Annotated in this window: 14 protein-coding genes; 6 read left to right on the top strand and 8 right to left on the bottom strand. The window is 67.8% G+C overall.

Annotated elements, in window-relative coordinates; all coding sequences use genetic code 11:
- Positions 1-140: 140 nt before the first annotated feature.
- The 3 genes from E3C22_RS15050 to E3C22_RS15060 all read right to left on the bottom strand — a co-directional run bounded on the left by E3C22_RS15050 (position 141) and on the right by E3C22_RS15060 (position 2,482).
- Positions 141-629: a UPF0262 family protein gene (locus tag E3C22_RS15050; RefSeq protein ID WP_134762850.1), complete on the bottom strand. Its 489-nt coding sequence runs from the start codon at positions 627-629 to the stop codon at positions 141-143.
- Positions 630-638: 9 nt separating this feature from the next.
- Positions 639-1,931: a histidinol dehydrogenase gene (gene hisD, locus E3C22_RS15055; RefSeq protein WP_134762851.1), complete on the bottom strand. Its 1,293-nt coding sequence runs from the start codon at positions 1,929-1,931 to the stop codon at positions 639-641.
- Between the two features lie 86 nt (positions 1,932-2,017).
- Positions 2,018-2,482, bottom strand: coding sequence for a DUF2948 family protein (locus tag E3C22_RS15060; RefSeq protein ID WP_342635627.1), 465 nt, complete (start codon positions 2,480-2,482; stop codon positions 2,018-2,020).
- A 306-nt stretch (positions 2,483-2,788) separates the two neighbouring features.
- Between E3C22_RS15060 and E3C22_RS15065 the strand changes: the two genes are divergently transcribed.
- Positions 2,789-3,973, top strand: coding sequence for an acyltransferase family protein (locus tag E3C22_RS15065; RefSeq protein WP_167591785.1), 1,185 nt, complete (start codon positions 2,789-2,791; stop codon positions 3,971-3,973).
- A 68-nt stretch (positions 3,974-4,041) separates the two neighbouring features.
- Here the strand turns inward: E3C22_RS15065 and E3C22_RS15070 are convergent, their stop codons facing one another.
- Both E3C22_RS15070 and E3C22_RS15075 read right to left on the bottom strand, forming a co-directional pair.
- Positions 4,042-5,349, bottom strand: coding sequence for an O-antigen ligase family protein (locus E3C22_RS15070; protein ID WP_134762853.1), 1,308 nt, complete (start codon positions 5,347-5,349; stop codon positions 4,042-4,044).
- Positions 5,318-6,295 (bottom strand): glycosyltransferase family 2 protein, encoded by a 978-nt coding sequence (locus tag E3C22_RS15075; protein WP_425364988.1) that lies wholly within the window; start codon positions 6,293-6,295, stop codon positions 5,318-5,320. Before E3C22_RS15075 ends, E3C22_RS15070 begins: the two co-directional genes overlap by 32 nt.
- Positions 6,296-6,520: 225 nt before the next feature.
- On the opposite strand from E3C22_RS15075, the gene E3C22_RS15080 reads away from it, so the two are divergent.
- The 3 genes from E3C22_RS15080 (at position 6,521) to E3C22_RS15090 (ending at position 9,518) form a co-directional block, all read left to right on the top strand.
- Positions 6,521-7,759, top strand: coding sequence for a glycosyltransferase family 4 protein (locus E3C22_RS15080; protein WP_134762855.1), 1,239 nt, complete (start codon positions 6,521-6,523; stop codon positions 7,757-7,759).
- 47 nt (positions 7,760-7,806) lie between these two features.
- Positions 7,807-8,562 (top strand): WecB/TagA/CpsF family glycosyltransferase, encoded by a 756-nt coding sequence (locus tag E3C22_RS15085; RefSeq protein ID WP_134762856.1) that lies wholly within the window; start codon positions 7,807-7,809, stop codon positions 8,560-8,562.
- A 77-nt stretch (positions 8,563-8,639) separates the two neighbouring features.
- Entirely contained in the window at positions 8,640-9,518 is an 879-nt protein-coding gene (locus tag E3C22_RS15090) for a DUF6492 family protein (protein WP_134762857.1), read from the top strand.
- Here E3C22_RS15090 and E3C22_RS15095 read toward each other — a convergent pair.
- Positions 9,490-10,797: a lipopolysaccharide biosynthesis protein gene (locus E3C22_RS15095; protein WP_134762858.1), complete on the bottom strand. Its 1,308-nt coding sequence runs from the start codon at positions 10,795-10,797 to the stop codon at positions 9,490-9,492. The two genes, E3C22_RS15090 and E3C22_RS15095, sit on opposite strands and share 29 nt — an antisense overlap.
- A gap of 129 nt (positions 10,798-10,926) precedes the next feature.
- On the opposite strand from E3C22_RS15095, the gene E3C22_RS15100 reads away from it, so the two are divergent.
- A complete protein-coding gene (locus tag E3C22_RS15100; RefSeq protein ID WP_245515010.1) occupies positions 10,927-11,982 on the top strand; it encodes an endo-1,4-beta-xylanase in 1,056 nt (351 codons plus the stop codon).
- Positions 11,983-12,121: 139 nt separating this feature from the next.
- The gene (locus tag E3C22_RS15105) at positions 12,122-14,080 is read left to right on the top strand and encodes a GumC family protein (protein ID WP_167591786.1); all 1,959 of its coding nucleotides are present in this window, start codon (positions 12,122-12,124) and stop codon (positions 14,078-14,080) included.
- A 103-nt stretch (positions 14,081-14,183) separates the two neighbouring features.
- Here the strand turns inward: E3C22_RS15105 and E3C22_RS15110 are convergent, their stop codons facing one another.
- Both E3C22_RS15110 and E3C22_RS15115 read right to left on the bottom strand, forming a co-directional pair.
- Positions 14,184-14,747: a type 1 glutamine amidotransferase domain-containing protein gene (locus E3C22_RS15110; protein ID WP_134762861.1), complete on the bottom strand. Its 564-nt coding sequence runs from the start codon at positions 14,745-14,747 to the stop codon at positions 14,184-14,186.
- Between the two features lie 202 nt (positions 14,748-14,949).
- Positions 14,950-15,465 carry a regulatory protein RecX gene (locus tag E3C22_RS15115; protein ID WP_134762862.1) on the bottom strand — a complete coding sequence of 172 codons (516 nt, stop codon included), beginning with the start codon at positions 15,463-15,465 and terminating at the stop codon, positions 14,950-14,952.
- Between the last annotated feature and the right edge of the window lie 19 nt (positions 15,466-15,484).

Genomic DNA, 15,484 nt, shown 5'->3' on the forward strand with positions numbered 1-15,484 from the left:
CGCGGCTTGGAGAACAGCCGGCCGGCCGGTTGAGGCGACGACGGAAAGCGGACGAGACGCGGCCTGCCATGCCCCGAGCCAGCGGCCCGAGCCTGCGGCTCAGCGGCCTGACGGTGGGCTGACGGGCCGCCATCGCCGCCTCAGCTCCGCCAATTGAGAACGCAGATCAGCGTGAACAGCCGGCGCGCGGTATCGAGATCAACCTCGATCTTGCCTTCCAGGCGCTCCATCAGCGTCTGCGATCCGTCATTGTGGATGCCGCGCCGGCCCATGTCGATCGCCTCGATCTGCTGCGGCGTCGCCGAGCGGATCGCCTCGTAATAGCTGTCGCAGATCATGAAATAGTCGCGGATGACCTTTCGGAAGGGGGTGAGCGACAGGATGTGGGTGACCAGCGTCCCGCCGGCCTCGTCGCGGATGTCGAAGACGAGGCGCTTGTCGACCAGCGACAGCTTCAGCCGAAACTTCGCGCCCTCCGGTGCCCCGACGGGATTGAAGAGGTTCTCCTCGACGAGATCGAAGATCGCGACGTTGCGCTCGTGCTCGACGTCGGGCGTGGCACGGCCGATCGTCTCGTCGAGCTCGACGTCGATCAGGCGGCCGCTCCCGGTCGTTTGCGCCTCAGCCATCCGGGCCCCTCAGAGATTGAGCCTGATGGCGACCGAGCGGCCGTGGGCGTCGAGCCCCTCGACCCGCGCGAGCTCGATCGCCGCGGGGCCGAGTTCACGCAGCTGCTCAGCGGAAAGCTTCAGGATCGAGGTGCGCTTGACGAAGTCGAGCACCGAGAGCCCGGAGGAGAAGCGCGCCGAGCGGGCGGTCGGCAGCACGTGGTTGGAGCCGCCGACATAGTCGCCGATCACTTCCGGCGTGTGGCGGCCGAGGAAGACGGCGCCGGCATTGCGGAGCTTGGCAAACAGCGCCTCGGGATCTTCGACGGCGAGCTCCAGATGCTCCGGCGCGATACGGTCGGACAGGGGCGCAGCATCATCCAGGGTCGGCACGAGGATGATCGCGCCGTGCTCGGCCCAGCTCTTCGCCGCCGTCTCGGCCCGCGACAGGCTCTTGAGCTGGCGCTCGACGGCCGCCTCGACGGCATCGGCGAAACCGGCATCGTCGGTGATCAGGATCGACTGGGCGGCGGTGTCGTGCTCGGCCTGGCTGAGGAGGTCGGCGGCGATCCAGTCGGGATCATTGCCGGCGTCGGCGATCACCAGGATCTCCGACGGTCCGGCGATCATGTCGATGCCGACATGGCCGAAGACATGCCGCTTGGCGGCGGCGACGAAGGCGTTGCCGGGGCCAACGATCTTGGCGACGGGGGCGATCGTCTCGGTGCCGTAGGCGAGCGCGGCCACAGCCTGTGCCCCGCCGATCCGGTAGATTTCGCGGACGCCGACGATCTTCGCCGCAGCCAGCACCAGCGGATTGAGCGCGCCGCGCATCGCCGGCACCACCATGGCGATGCGCCCGACGCCAGCGACCTTCGCCGGGACGGCGTTCATCAGCACCGAGGAAGGGTAGCTCGCCATGCCGCCCGGAACATAGAGGCCGACGGATTCGATCGCCGTCCAGCGGCTGCCGAGCTCGACGCCGATCTGGTCGGTATAGCGGTCGTCCTTCGGCAGCTGGCGGCGGTGATGGGAAGCGATCCGCTCATGGGCAAATTCGAGCGCTCGCAGCGTCTCGATCGGGGTTGCCTCGTAGGCGGCGTCGATCTCAGCCTCGCCGACCCGCATGGTCGACGGCGTCAGATCCAGCTGGTCGAACTGGCGGGTCAGCTCGATCAGCGCCGCATCGCCCTCGCTGCGAACCCTCGCGACGATCGTCCGCACCGCCGCGTCGACATCGGCAGACTGTTCGCGCTTTGCGCCGAGGAGCGCCGCAAAGTCCGGCTCGAAACCAACATCCGTCGAATTGAGGCGCCAGGGCAATCTCAGAGTCCTCTTTCCTGCCCTTTGGCGGGCCGATCAGCGTCTCGAGGCGCGGGGCGGCACGGCGAACCCCGCCGGCAGCCGCCTCAGGCGCGGTGGTCGGGCCTTGCGAGCGTTCCCCAGGCGCCGCCGACATCGGCGAGCTGCGCCTCGATGACCTCGACCTCCAGCCTTATCGCGGAGCCGCCGGCAAACACAAGTTCGACCGCGCCGGAGGGTGCCTCGCCTTCTTCGAAACGGATGGCGAGGAGAACGAGCACATCGTCCTCGGCCAGCCTGTCGAAGCCGAGGCGGGCCGCGGCGGTCACCCTGTCGAAATGCAGGATCGCCCGGCGGCGCTCGTAGTCCGGCCGGCGGAACAGCGAAAAGCGCTTGGGCGCGACGAGCTTTTCCCAGACGAAGCGGTTCATCTCCACGACGAACTTCTTCTCGCCCGGAGCGTAATGGAGTTCCTCGACGCGGATCACGGCGTCCTGGCAATGCGCCGAGACGATCGCAAGGTCTTCCGCATCGACGGCAAGCAGACGCAACTGATCCATACTGACGGACAAACTGGTTTCCCTTGGCTGAGCGCGGTCTCCCCTCGGGCCCCAATTAGGTGCAAGCGCGAAAGCTGCAAGGAACCCCGCCGGCGCACCGCGCGGCCCACGGTCCCGCGGCAAGGAACCGGCATGGCCTTCCGACCCATCCGCTTTGAACGTCGGCTTTAACGCTTCCTTACCGGCAACAGCGCAGGATGCCGTACGATGTTCCCGGCGGCGGATCGTGATCGCGGGCCGGCCTGGCTCGGCTCAGCTTGGGACAGAGCTGCTCGGCAGGACGAATTCCCGGCTTCGGCCGGATGGGAGGCTGTTGCGATGATCGAAGGCCGCGCTGCGGTCCGCGACGAGGGCGGGCGTTTTCTGGCCCTGGACGGCTGGCGGGGCGTCTGCGCGCTGCTCGTCGTCTGCTTTCACGCGCCGGTCACCGGCTTTGCCGAGACCAATGGCCTCATCCGCAACGCCTTTCTCTTCGTCGACTTCTTCTTCGTCCTTTCCGGCTACGTGATCACCCACGCCTTTTTCGAGCCGTTGCGGGAAAAGTGCGAATTCGGCCGGTTCTTCCTGCTTCGACTGTTCCGGGTCTATCCGCTGCATCTCGCCATGCTGGCGCTTTACGTGGCGTTCGAGGCCGCCCGGCTGGCGGTCGCCGGCCCGGGCGATGCCTTTCGCGGCGGCACGTCGCTCGAAGGGCTCGCAATCAGCCTCTTGATGGCGCAATCCTTCGGCTTTCTCGACACTTTGACCTGGAACTATCCGAGCTGGTCGATCTCGGCGGAACTCGTCGCCTATGCCGCCTTCGCCGCCGTGGTGGTGACGGTGCCGCGGCTGATCCTGCCGCTCTCTGCCGTGGCGGTCGTCACCGGCATCGTCGTCATCGCGCTGGTGAGAGGCGACATGGACGCCGCCTCGCATCTCGGCTGGCTGCGATGCCTCGCCGGCTTTTCCTTCGGCGTCATCCTGCGCCGGGCCGTCTGGCGGCCGGAGGCGGCCGACGAGGCCAAAGGCCAGCCGATCGCCTGGAGCCTTGCGGAGATCGCGGCGGTGCTTCTCGTCGTCGTCTTCGTGGTGCGGCTCGGCGGCACCATCCTCTCCGTCGCCGCCCCGCTGGTCTTCGGCCTCGCCCTCTATGTCTTCACCCATGAGGGCGGCATCGTCAGCCGGCTCCTGAAGTCGCGGCCGGTCGCCTTTCTCGGGCTGATCTCCTATTCGCTCTACATGACCCACGCCTTCGTCATCGACCGCGTCCACAATGCCGCGACCGTGGTCGGCAAGGTCACCGGCATCGACCTCTTCGTCGAATCGACGCAAGGGCGCGGCGAACTGATCGGCCCGCAGGGCTGGGAAGGCTCGCTCGTCCTCGTCGTCATCGTCGCAGGAACGATCGTCTTCAGCTGGATCACCTACCGGCTCGTCGAAAAGCCGGGCATGGCGCTCGGCCGCCGGCTGCTCGCCAGGGGCGGCACCGCGGCAAGGCCGGGCAGCGCGCGGGCCGCTGCCTGACGGCGGTCGCCGTCATTTGCCGGAAGGGCGGTGAGACTTCGAGGCGGGACGTATGTCCCTCCTCCGTTTCAGGGCGCGGCGGTCTCCACCCGGTGCCGGCCGAGAAGCCGCAGACCGACGACGGCGAACCACACCGTCATCCAGACCGGATTGGCGCGCTCGAAGAGAAAGCTCTCGAGGAACGAGTTCAAGAGGAGATAGGTGAGGATCATCAGCAGCGTATCGCCGAGCCGCGTGCTCTCGGCATCGCGGCCGATCCGCGCATAGTCGAAGAGCGGCAGGATCACCAGCATCAGGACGGCGATGAAAAGCCCCGGCAGACCCATGGAAATGGCGATGTCGAGATAGCCGTTATGGGCATTGGGGCTGCCACGCGGATCCCAGGACAGTTCAAAGTTCTTCTCGGTGCCCGCGACGACCTCGGTCTGCCAGAAGGCGTTGAGGCCGAAGCCGGTCCATTCGTGCCCGTGCCAGACCTCGAGGGCGAAGCGCCAGAGATCCATGCGGCCGGTATAGGTGGTGCCGGGCGCAACCCACTGGACGATGGAATCGAGCATCGGCGACAGCACTGTGCCGAGGGTCAGCAGCGCCATCGCGGCGACCACCAGGAAGACGCCGAAGGCGAGGAGTTTGCGACCGCCGATCAGCCGGCCGAAGATGACGATCAGCGTCACCATCGGCAGCAACCCCGTCGCCGTCTTCGATCCGGTGTGGAGGACGAAGTTGCCGGCAAGGCCGCAGACGAGCAGCCCCGTCCAGAGCATCCGCGAGCGCAGCAGATAGACGCCGAAGAAGAACAGCGCGCCGATCACCGCGCCGGCGACGTTCTTGTGCGAATAGATGCCGCGCCAGAGCCCGGCATGTTCGGGCTCTGAGCCCGAGGCGTCGTGAATGGCGAGATGCGGTAGAAAGGCGATGCCGAAATAGGAGAGGCCGAGCACCGCCAGGGCGCCGATCGCCAGCACCCAGCGGAACGACGTCGCATCCTTCGGGAAGGTGAAGACGCCGGTGACCGCGACCATGGCCAGCAGCGTGAACAGCGCCGAGCGAACGGCGTTTTCCGGGCTCGGTGCCCAGAGCGCGCTGGCAAAGAGCCAGGCCGCCATTGCCAACCATGTCGGCCGCAGCAGCGACAGGAGGACATGCCGGTCGGAAAACACCAGATGGCCGGCGAGCACCACCGCCGCGAGGCCGGAATAGCCGAGCTGGTTGGCGAGATCGCCGGAATTCTGGTTGCCGTCGAAGGTGACGACGAACGGCGTGAAGGTGACGAGCACGGCCGACAGCACCGCCGCCGCGACCAGGAACCGCAGAAAGCCGATCCAGTCCGGCGCGGCGACCGCGTCAGTTGTGTTCAGGCTGGCGGTATTGCTCATTGACCCGTCCGAATTCGGCGAGAAGCCGCCCGACTGCGACCTGGCAGTGATAAAGGCCGATCGTCGCGGAGCCGGTGCCGAGGCCGAGCTTCAGCGACCGGAAGGGCGAGGCGGCGAGCAGCGCGAAACTCTTGGCGGTCCGCCGGGCGGCGCCCCGGCCGCCGCTGCGGCGGCGCTCGATGATCGCGGAAATCGCGCCGTTGCGCAGCCCCCGCGCGTTCAGCCAGGAAAATTCCGTGCGGCGCGCCGGCACGGTCTCGTAGACCGGGGCCTCGGCGCACCAGCCGAAGGTGAAGCCGCGCTCGCGGCAGCGCGAGTAGAAATCGGAATCGCCGCCGCCGATGAAGTTGAAGGCGGTGTCGAGAAACGGCGCCTCCATCGCGTCGAGGACGCGCCGGGCGATGACGACATTGCCGGAGGAATAGAGGATCGGCACCCGCCCGGTGGTCACATAGGGAGGCAGGAACACCGGATGGCGCTCGGTGAAGGTCCGCGCCCCCTCCTCGAAGCGCGGCAGCTGCGGGCCGCCGACGATGTCGACGCCGAGGGTCTCGGCAGTCGCCACCATCTGGGCGATCCAGTCCTCCGCCGCGATCTCGTCGTCGTCGATGACGAGGAGGTGACGCATGGCGGGGAAGCGTTCGAGCGCCGTCTGCCAGCCGGCATTGTAGGCCGAGCAGTTGCCGCGCTCATGGGCGACGAGAACCAGCCCGGCGATCGTGCCGCCTTCGAAGAGCGGCCTTGCCGCATTGAGGCCGGCGCGGCCCTCGGCGTCGTTTTCCATCACCACGACGGCGAAGTTCGGCGCGCCGCGCTGGGCTCTCAGGCTGGCAAGGGTCGCAAGCAGATGCGCCGGCCGACGGAAGGTCGGCAGCGTCACCACGGCTTCGACGGTGGAAGGGTCGAGGCCGGGCGAAACGCATTCAACGGTGATCGTCTGCGACATCATGTCTTTTCCGCCCGCGGCTCGCATCGGCAAAGACGATAAGACGTACTTGGTGAAGAAAGTCTCGCCCCCGACGCGAAAACCCGCCGGCTTCGGGTCTGCGACAATGTTGCCCAGACGTTGACGCGATGTCTCGATATCGAAATTGCCGGTAAGGAAGTTAGCCTGATCGAAACCTGTCGCGGCTATGGTTCGGTTCGATTGCCGCAACCGGACCCATGGCGAATGCACCTGTTGTTCCTGTCATCGCTGCTTCCCGACGGCCTCGCGACGACCGGTTTCGAGATCGCCAATGCGGCGATCGCGGCCGCCTATCGCCGCCAGGGCGTGCGCCTGACGATCGCCGGTTTCCGCCGCGAGGGTGCCCGGCCTGCAGGCGACGGCGAGATCGACCTCGGCACGATCGTCCTTGAAAACGCCGCCGCCTCGCCCCGCCAGAAGGCGCTCTGGCTCGCGGGCGCGTTCCTGTCCGGCCGGCCGGTGGCGGCGGAAAAGCTCGCACGCCATTCCCGCAAGGCGCTGCGCGAGCGGCTGGCAGAGGCCGGCCCGGTCGACGGCTATGTCTTGAATTCGGTGCAGATGCCGATCGCCTATCCGTTTCTTTCCGGCGACAGGCCGTCGATCTTCATCGCCCACAATGTCGAGCATCGCTCGGCCGAGGAGAACGCCCACAATGCCGGAACGCGGCTCGCCCGGCTGCTCTATCGGCGCGAGGCCGGCATTCTCAGGCGCAGCGAAGCGCGGATCTGCCGCGAGGCGGCGGTCATCCACACCCTGAGCGAGGACGACCGGACCGGCCTCGGCCTTGCCGGCGACCGGCGGGCGGTGCCGCTGGCACTATCGATCGGCCGGCCCTGCGAGGCTGCGGACGACGGCAGGCGAAGCCACGACGTCGGGCTGATCGGCACCTGGAGCTGGGCGCCGAACCGCGTCGGCCTCGACTGGTTTCTCGATCACGTCGTGCCGCTCCTGCCGGACGGTCTCTCGGTGGCGATCGCCGGGAGGATCGACGGCCCGACGCCGGCAGCGCCCGCAAACATCCGCTTTGTCGGCAGGGTCGCCGACGCACAGGATTTCGTGCGCTCGTCTCGCGTCCTCGCCCTGGCGACCCGCGGCGGCACCGGCGTGCAGCTGAAGACGATCGAGACCTTTGAGGAAGGCCTGCCGGCGGTGGCGACCCCCGCCGCGCTGCGTGGCATCGACGCCCTGCCCGAAAATGTCCGCGTCGCGGACGAAGCAGCCGCCTTCGCCGCGGCCCTCGTCGAACTCGTCAAAAAGGACAAGGCCGGCGAGCCGATGCGCCTCGACGGCTCGCGCTTTGCCGCCGCGCAGAAGGCAGCGCTTGACGCGGGCATCGGCCAGGGCCTTGCCCTCCTCGAGCAGCAGCGCCGCATGAGCGCGGTAACCAAACCGGCAAGTTCTTTGCCGAAATCCGCGCTGCACAGCGGGCCGGAGCGTATCTGATGCTGGTGGAAACGGCCGAGACAGGCTTCTCGAGAACGCATGGCGCGATGCCCGACACGATGCTGATGGCGATCGGCGGCGTTGCCGTCGCCGACATTGCCGGCGCGGATGCGATCAGCCGCGTCGAGGCGGCGCTTGCCCGCAGACGCCGGCTCGATGTCGGTTTCGTCAACGCCCACTGCGTCAATGTCGCCCGCCGCAACGCCGCCTATCGTGCCGCGCTGGCGGAGTTTCTGCTGCTGCCGGACGGCGTCGGCGTCGATATCGCGGCGAGCGTTCTCTACGGCCGGCACTTCACCGAGAATCTCAACGGCACCGACTTCGTCCCCCGGCTCCTCGCCGGGCTCCCCGGGCAGCGCCGCATCGCCCTCGTCGGCGCGGCACCGGGCATTGCCGAACGCGCCGCGGCAGGGCTCTCTGCGGTAGCGCCGCAGCACGAGGTCTTCGCCGTCGCCGACGGCTATTTCGGCGCCCAGGGCCGGCAGGAAGTGCTCGACCGGCTGGCCGCTTCACGGCCCGACATCGTGCTCGTCGCCATGGGCGTCCCGGCCCAGGAGATCTTCATCCGCCGCCATCTGACCGACAGCCACGGCACCGTCTTCATCGGCGTCGGCGCGCTGTTCGACTTTCTCGCCGGCAACGTCTTAAGGGCGCCACGGGCGGTCCGCAGGCTGCGGCTCGAATGGGTGTGGCGGCTGGGGCTCGAGCCGAAGCGGCTGTTTCGCCGCTATGTCCTCGGCAACCCGCTGTTCCTGAAGGATGTGATGCTCGACAGGCTGCGGCGCGGGCGTCGCGCGACCTGATGCTGCGACACTTCGATACACACGGGAGCGCCGGCTCGGGCTATGCTGCAGGGCAAAACAGCGGGAGAGCGCCCACGGTGCCCACGGCCATTGCCACAGCCAGCTATCGCGGCGACTTCGAACGATGCCGGCTGCTCTGCGAGAGCATGGATGCGCGCGTTACGGGCCAAACCCGCCACCTCATCCTCGTCGAGTCGGCCGACGTCCCGCTGTTCCGGCAGCTAGCCGGCCCGAAGCGCGAGATCGTCGACGAGCGCGAACTCCTGCCGTTCTGGCTGCGCGCCTTCCCGGACCCGACGAATTTCGGCCGCCGGCGCGTCTGGCTGTCGCCCTTCGGCCTGCCGCTGCGCGGCTGGCACGTGCAGCAGCTGCGGCGGATCGCGCTCGCCGCGACGCTCGACGAGGCAGTGATGGTGTCGATCGACTCCGACGTCGTGTTCCTGCGCGACTTCGACGTCTCGACCTTTTCGCCAGCGGGGCGGACGCTGTTCTTCCGCCGCCCGGACGCCATGGGCGACGTCCTCGACGAACACCGGGACGAGCATCTCGTCTGGTCGAAGAAGGCCGGAGACCTGCTCGGGATCGAGACGCCGAAAACCACCGACACCGGCTATGTGGCAACGCTGATCCCCTGGAGGACGGCGGCGGTGCGCGCCATGACGAAGCGCATCGCGGACGTCTCCGGCCGCAGCTGGGAGGCTGCCCTTGCCGCCACGAGGGCGCTGTCGGAATGCACGATCTACGGCCGCTTCGTCGACGAGGTCGAGGGTCGGCCGGAGCTCTATGAGCCGACCGACGCCTCGCTCTGCCAGATGTACTGGTCCGGCGCGCCGATGGACCGCGACACCCTCGCCCGCTTCGTCGGCAGCCTCGCGCCGGGCCAGGTCGCCGCCGGCATCCAGTCCTTCACCGCGACCGATCCCGGCTTCATTCGCCAGGCTGCGGGGCTGGGCTGAGCGGCGAGCGTCTCTGTGGCGCCACCTCGCGGTCGAGCGCGGCATAGCTTGCCAGCGCCGAGACGATCCACAGCGCGAAGAACAGCCCGTTGAGGCCGAAGATCCAGGCGCGATCGTCGAGGAACATGCCGAGAAGGCCGATCAGGAGGGTGGCCTTGATCGCCCCGACCATCGCCATGATGACGGCGCGGATCGCCGTCTTGCCGCGGGCATAGAGCAGTTCGCTCTGATATTCGACGAGATTGCGGAAGGCCGGCACGAGAAGCGGGATCAGCACCAGCGGCGCGGCATCGGCGACATTGTTGCCGAGGGCGCGGGGGAAGAAGTGCAGCACCCCGCCGAGAAAGCCGAGGCCGGCGATCGACACCGCCGCTATGCCCGCCTCGACGCCCCAGCGGACCCGCCAGCTGGCCAAGAGATCCGGCGTCCGCATCAGCTTCTGGACGATCATCGTGTTGAAGGAGCGCACAGGCAGCGCCGTCAGATCGACGAGCCGCATCAGGATTGCATAGATGCCGGCCGTGTGCGGCCCGCCGAAGGACAGGACCAGCAGCTTGTCCAGTTCTGACTGCAGGTAGAAGACGATCTCGGCGCCGGCGACCGACAGGCTGTCGCGCAGCCGGGCGCGATAGAGATGCGGCGTCCATCTCAGCCGCCGGCGCGGATAGCAGAGGGCGATCGCGCCGAGGGCCGAGACGGCGTTGGCGGCGAGATAGAACAGCGACCAGCTGGCGAGCGTGCCGTCGCCGAGACCGACGAAGGCGAGCGCCGCGGCCGCCCGCACCGCCGAGCCGGCGATGACGATCACGGCGCCGGTGAAGAAGCGGCCCATGCCGTTGGCGACGATCACCACCACTTCGAGGAGCCGCCAGCAGAGGACCTCGGCGGCGACGATCGCGACGAAGGCGGCGGCCGTCATCTCGCCCTTGAAGAAGACGAGGAAGAAGCCGGCACCGGCAAGGGCGATCAGCGGCAGCGACGCGAGAAGTGCCGCGAGGAAACCGGCCGTATAGGCGCCGATCAGCTGCGGTCGCCGCGTCGCCGTACGGTAGAGCGGCGAGACGAAGCCGAAGCCGGCGATCCGCGACAGCACGATGCCGGTCGCCGAAGCGGTGGCGAAGAGGCCGAAGTCGCCGACCGTCAGGCCGTTGGCCACCGAGACGAAATAGGCGAGCGAGAGAACCAGCCGGCCGGCAGAGCCGGAGAGCAGTGACGCGTAGTCGCGCAAGAGAGCGACGTTATCCTTCAGCCTGCCGATGAGGTATGTTCGGGAGAACATGCGCCAATTCCTGCGAAGAGACGACCTTCCATGCCGAAAGCCGACGATTTCGATGACCTCGCGAAAGCGCCGTTCCTGCCGGCGTTGCGGCCGGGCATGGCCGCGTCGGGCACCGCTTCCGGCAATAGCATGACCAGCTTAACACGCCGTTCCGTCATTGCCGGCGCCGCTGCGGCAGGCCTCCTGCCGGCGCTGCCGTCCCGCGCGGCGCCGCGGAAGGTGCCGTTCGGCGCGGCCATCCAGTCCGACCTGATGAACGGCGATCCGGCCTATCGCCAGCTCTTCGTCGAGCATTGCGACCTGGTGATGCCGATGAACGCGCTGAAATTCGATCTCTTGCGGCCGACCCGGGAGATCTGGGACTTCGACCCCGCCGACAAGGTCGTCGCATTCGCGCTGGAACATGGCAAGACCAGCCGCGGCACCTGCCATGTCTGGTGGGGGGCGACGCCGCAATGGGTGAAGGCGATCGAAAGCCCCTCGGAGGCCGAGCGGGTGCTGGTCGAGCACATCGAGCGGGTCGGCGACCGCTACAAGGGCAAGCTGCTCGGCTGGGACGTCGTCAACGAGGTGGTCGCCAACGATCCGATCTACGAGAACCGCTCGCTGCGCGACACCTACTGGCTGCGCACGCTCGGGCCGCGCCACATCCCGATCGCCTTCAAGGCGGCGGCGAGCGCCGATCCGTCAGCGCAGCTGGCACTCAACGACTACGATCTCGAATTCAAGGGGCCGCATTACGACGAGCGCCGAACGATCGTCCTGTCGATCGTGCGCCAGCTGCAGGACGCCAATGTGAAGATCGACGCCGTCGGCCTGCAGGGGCACCTCTACGCCGACAAGGAGATCGACGTCGACGCGCTCGACCGGTTCCACCGCGACCTCGACGCTCTCGGCGTGAAGCTGCTGGTCACCGAGCTCGACGTCATCGACTGGAAATCGCCCGCCGGGCCGCATTCCCAGGACAGGACGGCCGCGGCCCTGGTCACCCGCTTCCTCGACGCGCTGTTTTCCTTCAAGCCGCCGGAGCTCGTCATCTCCTGGGGCCTGACCGATCGCTACAGCTGGGTGAACGATGTCATGCCGCGGCCGGACGGCGCTCCGAGCCGGCCGCTCCCCTTCGACCGCAAGCTCAGGCCGAAGCCGTGGTTCGAGCTCATCGAAAACCGCCTTGCGACCGTGTGAGCGGCGCCTTCGCGGACTGCGATCACGCTCATGCCAAAGGGGAATTTCGGTCGCGGAGGAGCAAGTTTAAGACTTTGTTCAGCATAATTGCCGATTTTATCGGCGATCGATCGCGATGCGTCTTCAATCGGTGATGTCCATGTTTGCAAAACCCGGCCTGCAGGAGAGCGGTAGGCAGTCGGCGCCGGGCGCGCCGATGCGCGCCGCCCCGGTCACGGCCGGCTCGGGGCCGCTGTTCGACCCGATGCAGGTTCTCTTGGCGATGTGGTCGCTGCGTTGGCTGGTGATCGGCCTGACGCTGCTCGGCATTGCCGCCGGCGTGCTCATCGCGCTCGCCTCGCCGCACAAATACACCGCCGTCACCGAGATCCTGCTCGATCCCCGCGACATCAAGCTCGTCCAGAACGAGGTGACGCCGAACGGCCTGCCGAGCGACGCGACGCTGGCGCTGATCCAGAGCCAGATCTCCGTCATCTATTCCAACACCGTCCTGCAGCGGGTCATCGACAAGGCCGATCTCGCCAACGATCCGGACTTCAGCGGCAAATCCGACGGGCTGCTTTCAAAGCTTCTCGCGCCCTTCGCCGGCAAGGAAGACCCGGCGACCGTGAGGCGCCGACAGCTGATGACCCTTGCGGCACTGCGCGAGGCCCTCAACGTCAATCGCGACGCCAAGAGCTTCGTCATCAATCTCGCGGTGACCACCCGCGATGCCGACAAATCCGCAGAGATCGCCAATCTCGTCGCCGATTCCTTCATCGATCAGCTCGCCAAGGTCCAGTCCGACACGGCCAAGCGGGCAAGCGATGCGCTCTCGTCGCGTCTCACCGAGCTGCGCCAGCGCGTGGTCGAGGCGGAGCGCGCAGTGGAGACCTACAAGCGCGAGAATCGGCTCGTCGGCGTCGGCGGCCGACTGGTCGACGACGACTACATCGTGCGCATCAACGACCAGCTCGCCAAGGCTCGCGGCGAGACAACGGCACTCCGCGTCCGCGCCGAACAGATGCGCAAGGCGAGCGTCGACGACGTCGTCAAGGGAACGCTCCCCGAAGAACTGACCTCCGACTCGCTGGCTAGGCTGCGCGACAGCTATTCCGACCTTTCGCAGCGCGTCGCCACCCTCGCCGCCACCCTCGGCCCCCGCCATCCGCGGCTGATCGCCGCCAGGGACGCGCTGGATTCGGTGCGCGACGGTATCCGCCGGGAACTCGAGCGGATCGTTTCGAGCGCCCAGACCGAGCTTGCCCGCGCCGAACAGACCGACCGGGAGCTGACCGCCCAGGTTAACGACCTCAAGGACAAGCAGCTGACCACGAGCGCCTCCTTCGTGCGGCTGCGCGAGCTCGAACGCGAGGTCGACGCCTCGCGCGCCGTCTACGAGGCCTTCCTCCTGCGCGCCCGCGAAACCGGCGAGCAGGAGCAGATGAGCACCGCCAACGTCCATGTGATCTCGTCGGCGACGCCGCCGCTCGATCCCTCGAGCACCAGCCGCAAGCTGATCGTCATCGCCAGCGCAATCGCCGGCTTCGTCGCGGGCATCGGCCTTGCCGGCGCCATCGCGCTGATCAAGGTGCTGCGGCGCTCGCTCCGCCAGACCCGCAGCCCGGTCCGCTGGGAGCCAGAAGCCGAGATCGTCCCGGCCATCGAGGCGCGGGAGCTGCGGCCCCGTGCGGCGAGCCGGGCCGACGATCTCGCCGCCGAGGTCCGCCCGACGGTGCATGTGCCACCGGAGCGGGTGACCCGCCGCGAGTCGGCCAGAGGTGCGCGCGATCCGATGGCCGGCCGCGTCGCCGAGGCGGAGGCCGCCTTTGCCGCGCATCTGCCGCCAGCGCCGGCTGCGGTCATCGCCGCGCCCGACCTCACCAGGCGCGAAGCAATCACGTCGCTGCCGCCGCGCTCGAAGTCCGAACGCGAGGCACTGCGGGAGAAATTGCGGACCATCGCCGAAGAAGCCCACCTCGACGAGCAGGACGGGGACGAGGCCGCCTACGCCATCTACAACGAGGACATCGCCCGGCTGCAGAACGACATCCTCGCGGTGAAGCGGAACCTTGCCGACGCAAGAAGCCGGCGCAACACGGGGGTTGCGCCGGCCTGAAGCATGATCCCGAGATCATGCGAGGTCTGGGGGGAGCGCGGGATGATGAGCCGGGCTCATCTCCTCACACTCTCACTCTCCTTCGACAAGGAGCCTACATCCGTCAGGCGACCTTGCGGTCCGGGTGACGGCCCTCCTCGACCTCCTCGATGATCTTCGAGATGAAGGCCGGAAGATCGTCCGGATTGCGCGAAGTAATCAGCGCCTCGTGGCAGACCACCTCTTCGTCGCGCCAGTTGCCGCCGGCATTGACGACATCGGTCCTGATCGACTTGTAGGAGGTAACGTCCCGGCCGCGCACGACGTCGGCCTCGATGAGCAGCCAGGGGGCGTGGCAGATCGCCGCCAGCGGCTTCTTGGAATTGAAGAACTCGCGCACGAAGCTGACCACCTTCGGATCGGCGCGCAGCTTGTCCGGGTTGATCTGGCCGCCCGGCAGCACGAGGCCGTCATAGTCGGCGGTGCGGACCTCGGAAAGCTGCTTGTCGACCGGGACCTTCTTGCCCCAGTGGTCCTTGTCCCAGCTGGTGATCTCGCCGCTATTCGGCGACACGACGTGGACGGTGGCGCCCGCCTCGCGCAGCTTCGCCAGCGGTTCGGTCAGCTCGGATTCCTCGAAGCCGTCGGTGGCGAGAATGGCGATCTTGGCGTCCTTGATATTCGGCATGATCGATGTCCCTGTCTTGCGGATGCGACGACCCTTCCGACGGCGAAGAACCGTCGGCGCGTCGTTCATCTCTGTTGGTGTTGTTGACCGGACAACGGCCGCGGTGCGGCGAAGTTCCGAGCCGAATCCGCTTTCAATTAGAGCAGGCTAGCTCCGTCGCGGCGGAGGATGGCGGCCGTTCCGGCCGGCCCGGCGGCAGATGTCAGCTGTCGTCGTCCACCGCCGCCACGGCGAGGCGCAGCGGAAACCCGGCGCGCACCATCGCGGCGATCTCCTTGTCGCGGCGATGCTCCCGGCCCGGCCCGCGATGCGGCCCGAAGCGGCGCCGCCTGGCATAGGCCGCGGCGGCCTCCGTCTCGCTGGTTTCGTCGGCCGCCAGCGTCGCCTCGACGAGGTCGCGCGGAACGCCCTTCTCGATCAGCTTGGCCGTCGCGACCGCCCGGGAGGCGCCGCGCCTCCTGAAGCTCGCCAGCCGCGCCTCGGCATAGGCCCGGTCGTCGACGAGGCCGAGCTCGATGAAGCGGGCAAGCGTCTCCTCGACCAGCGCCGCGTGGCGCTCCGGCTCGTCGCCGGCCGCCTGCGCCCGCCGGTAGACCTTGCGCTTCAGGACCTTGCGAAGGTTCTCGGTCGAGGTGGCATAGCGCTCGACATAGTGCGCGGCGGCCCGCATCAGCCATTCGGCGGTGACCGGTTTCGGCTGGTCGGATCGCTTGGTCATCCCCGTCTCATAGGCCCTG

It is taken from the genome of Jiella endophytica (assembly GCF_004519335.1).
GTDB lineage: Bacteria > Pseudomonadota > Alphaproteobacteria > Rhizobiales > Rhizobiaceae > Jiella > Jiella endophytica.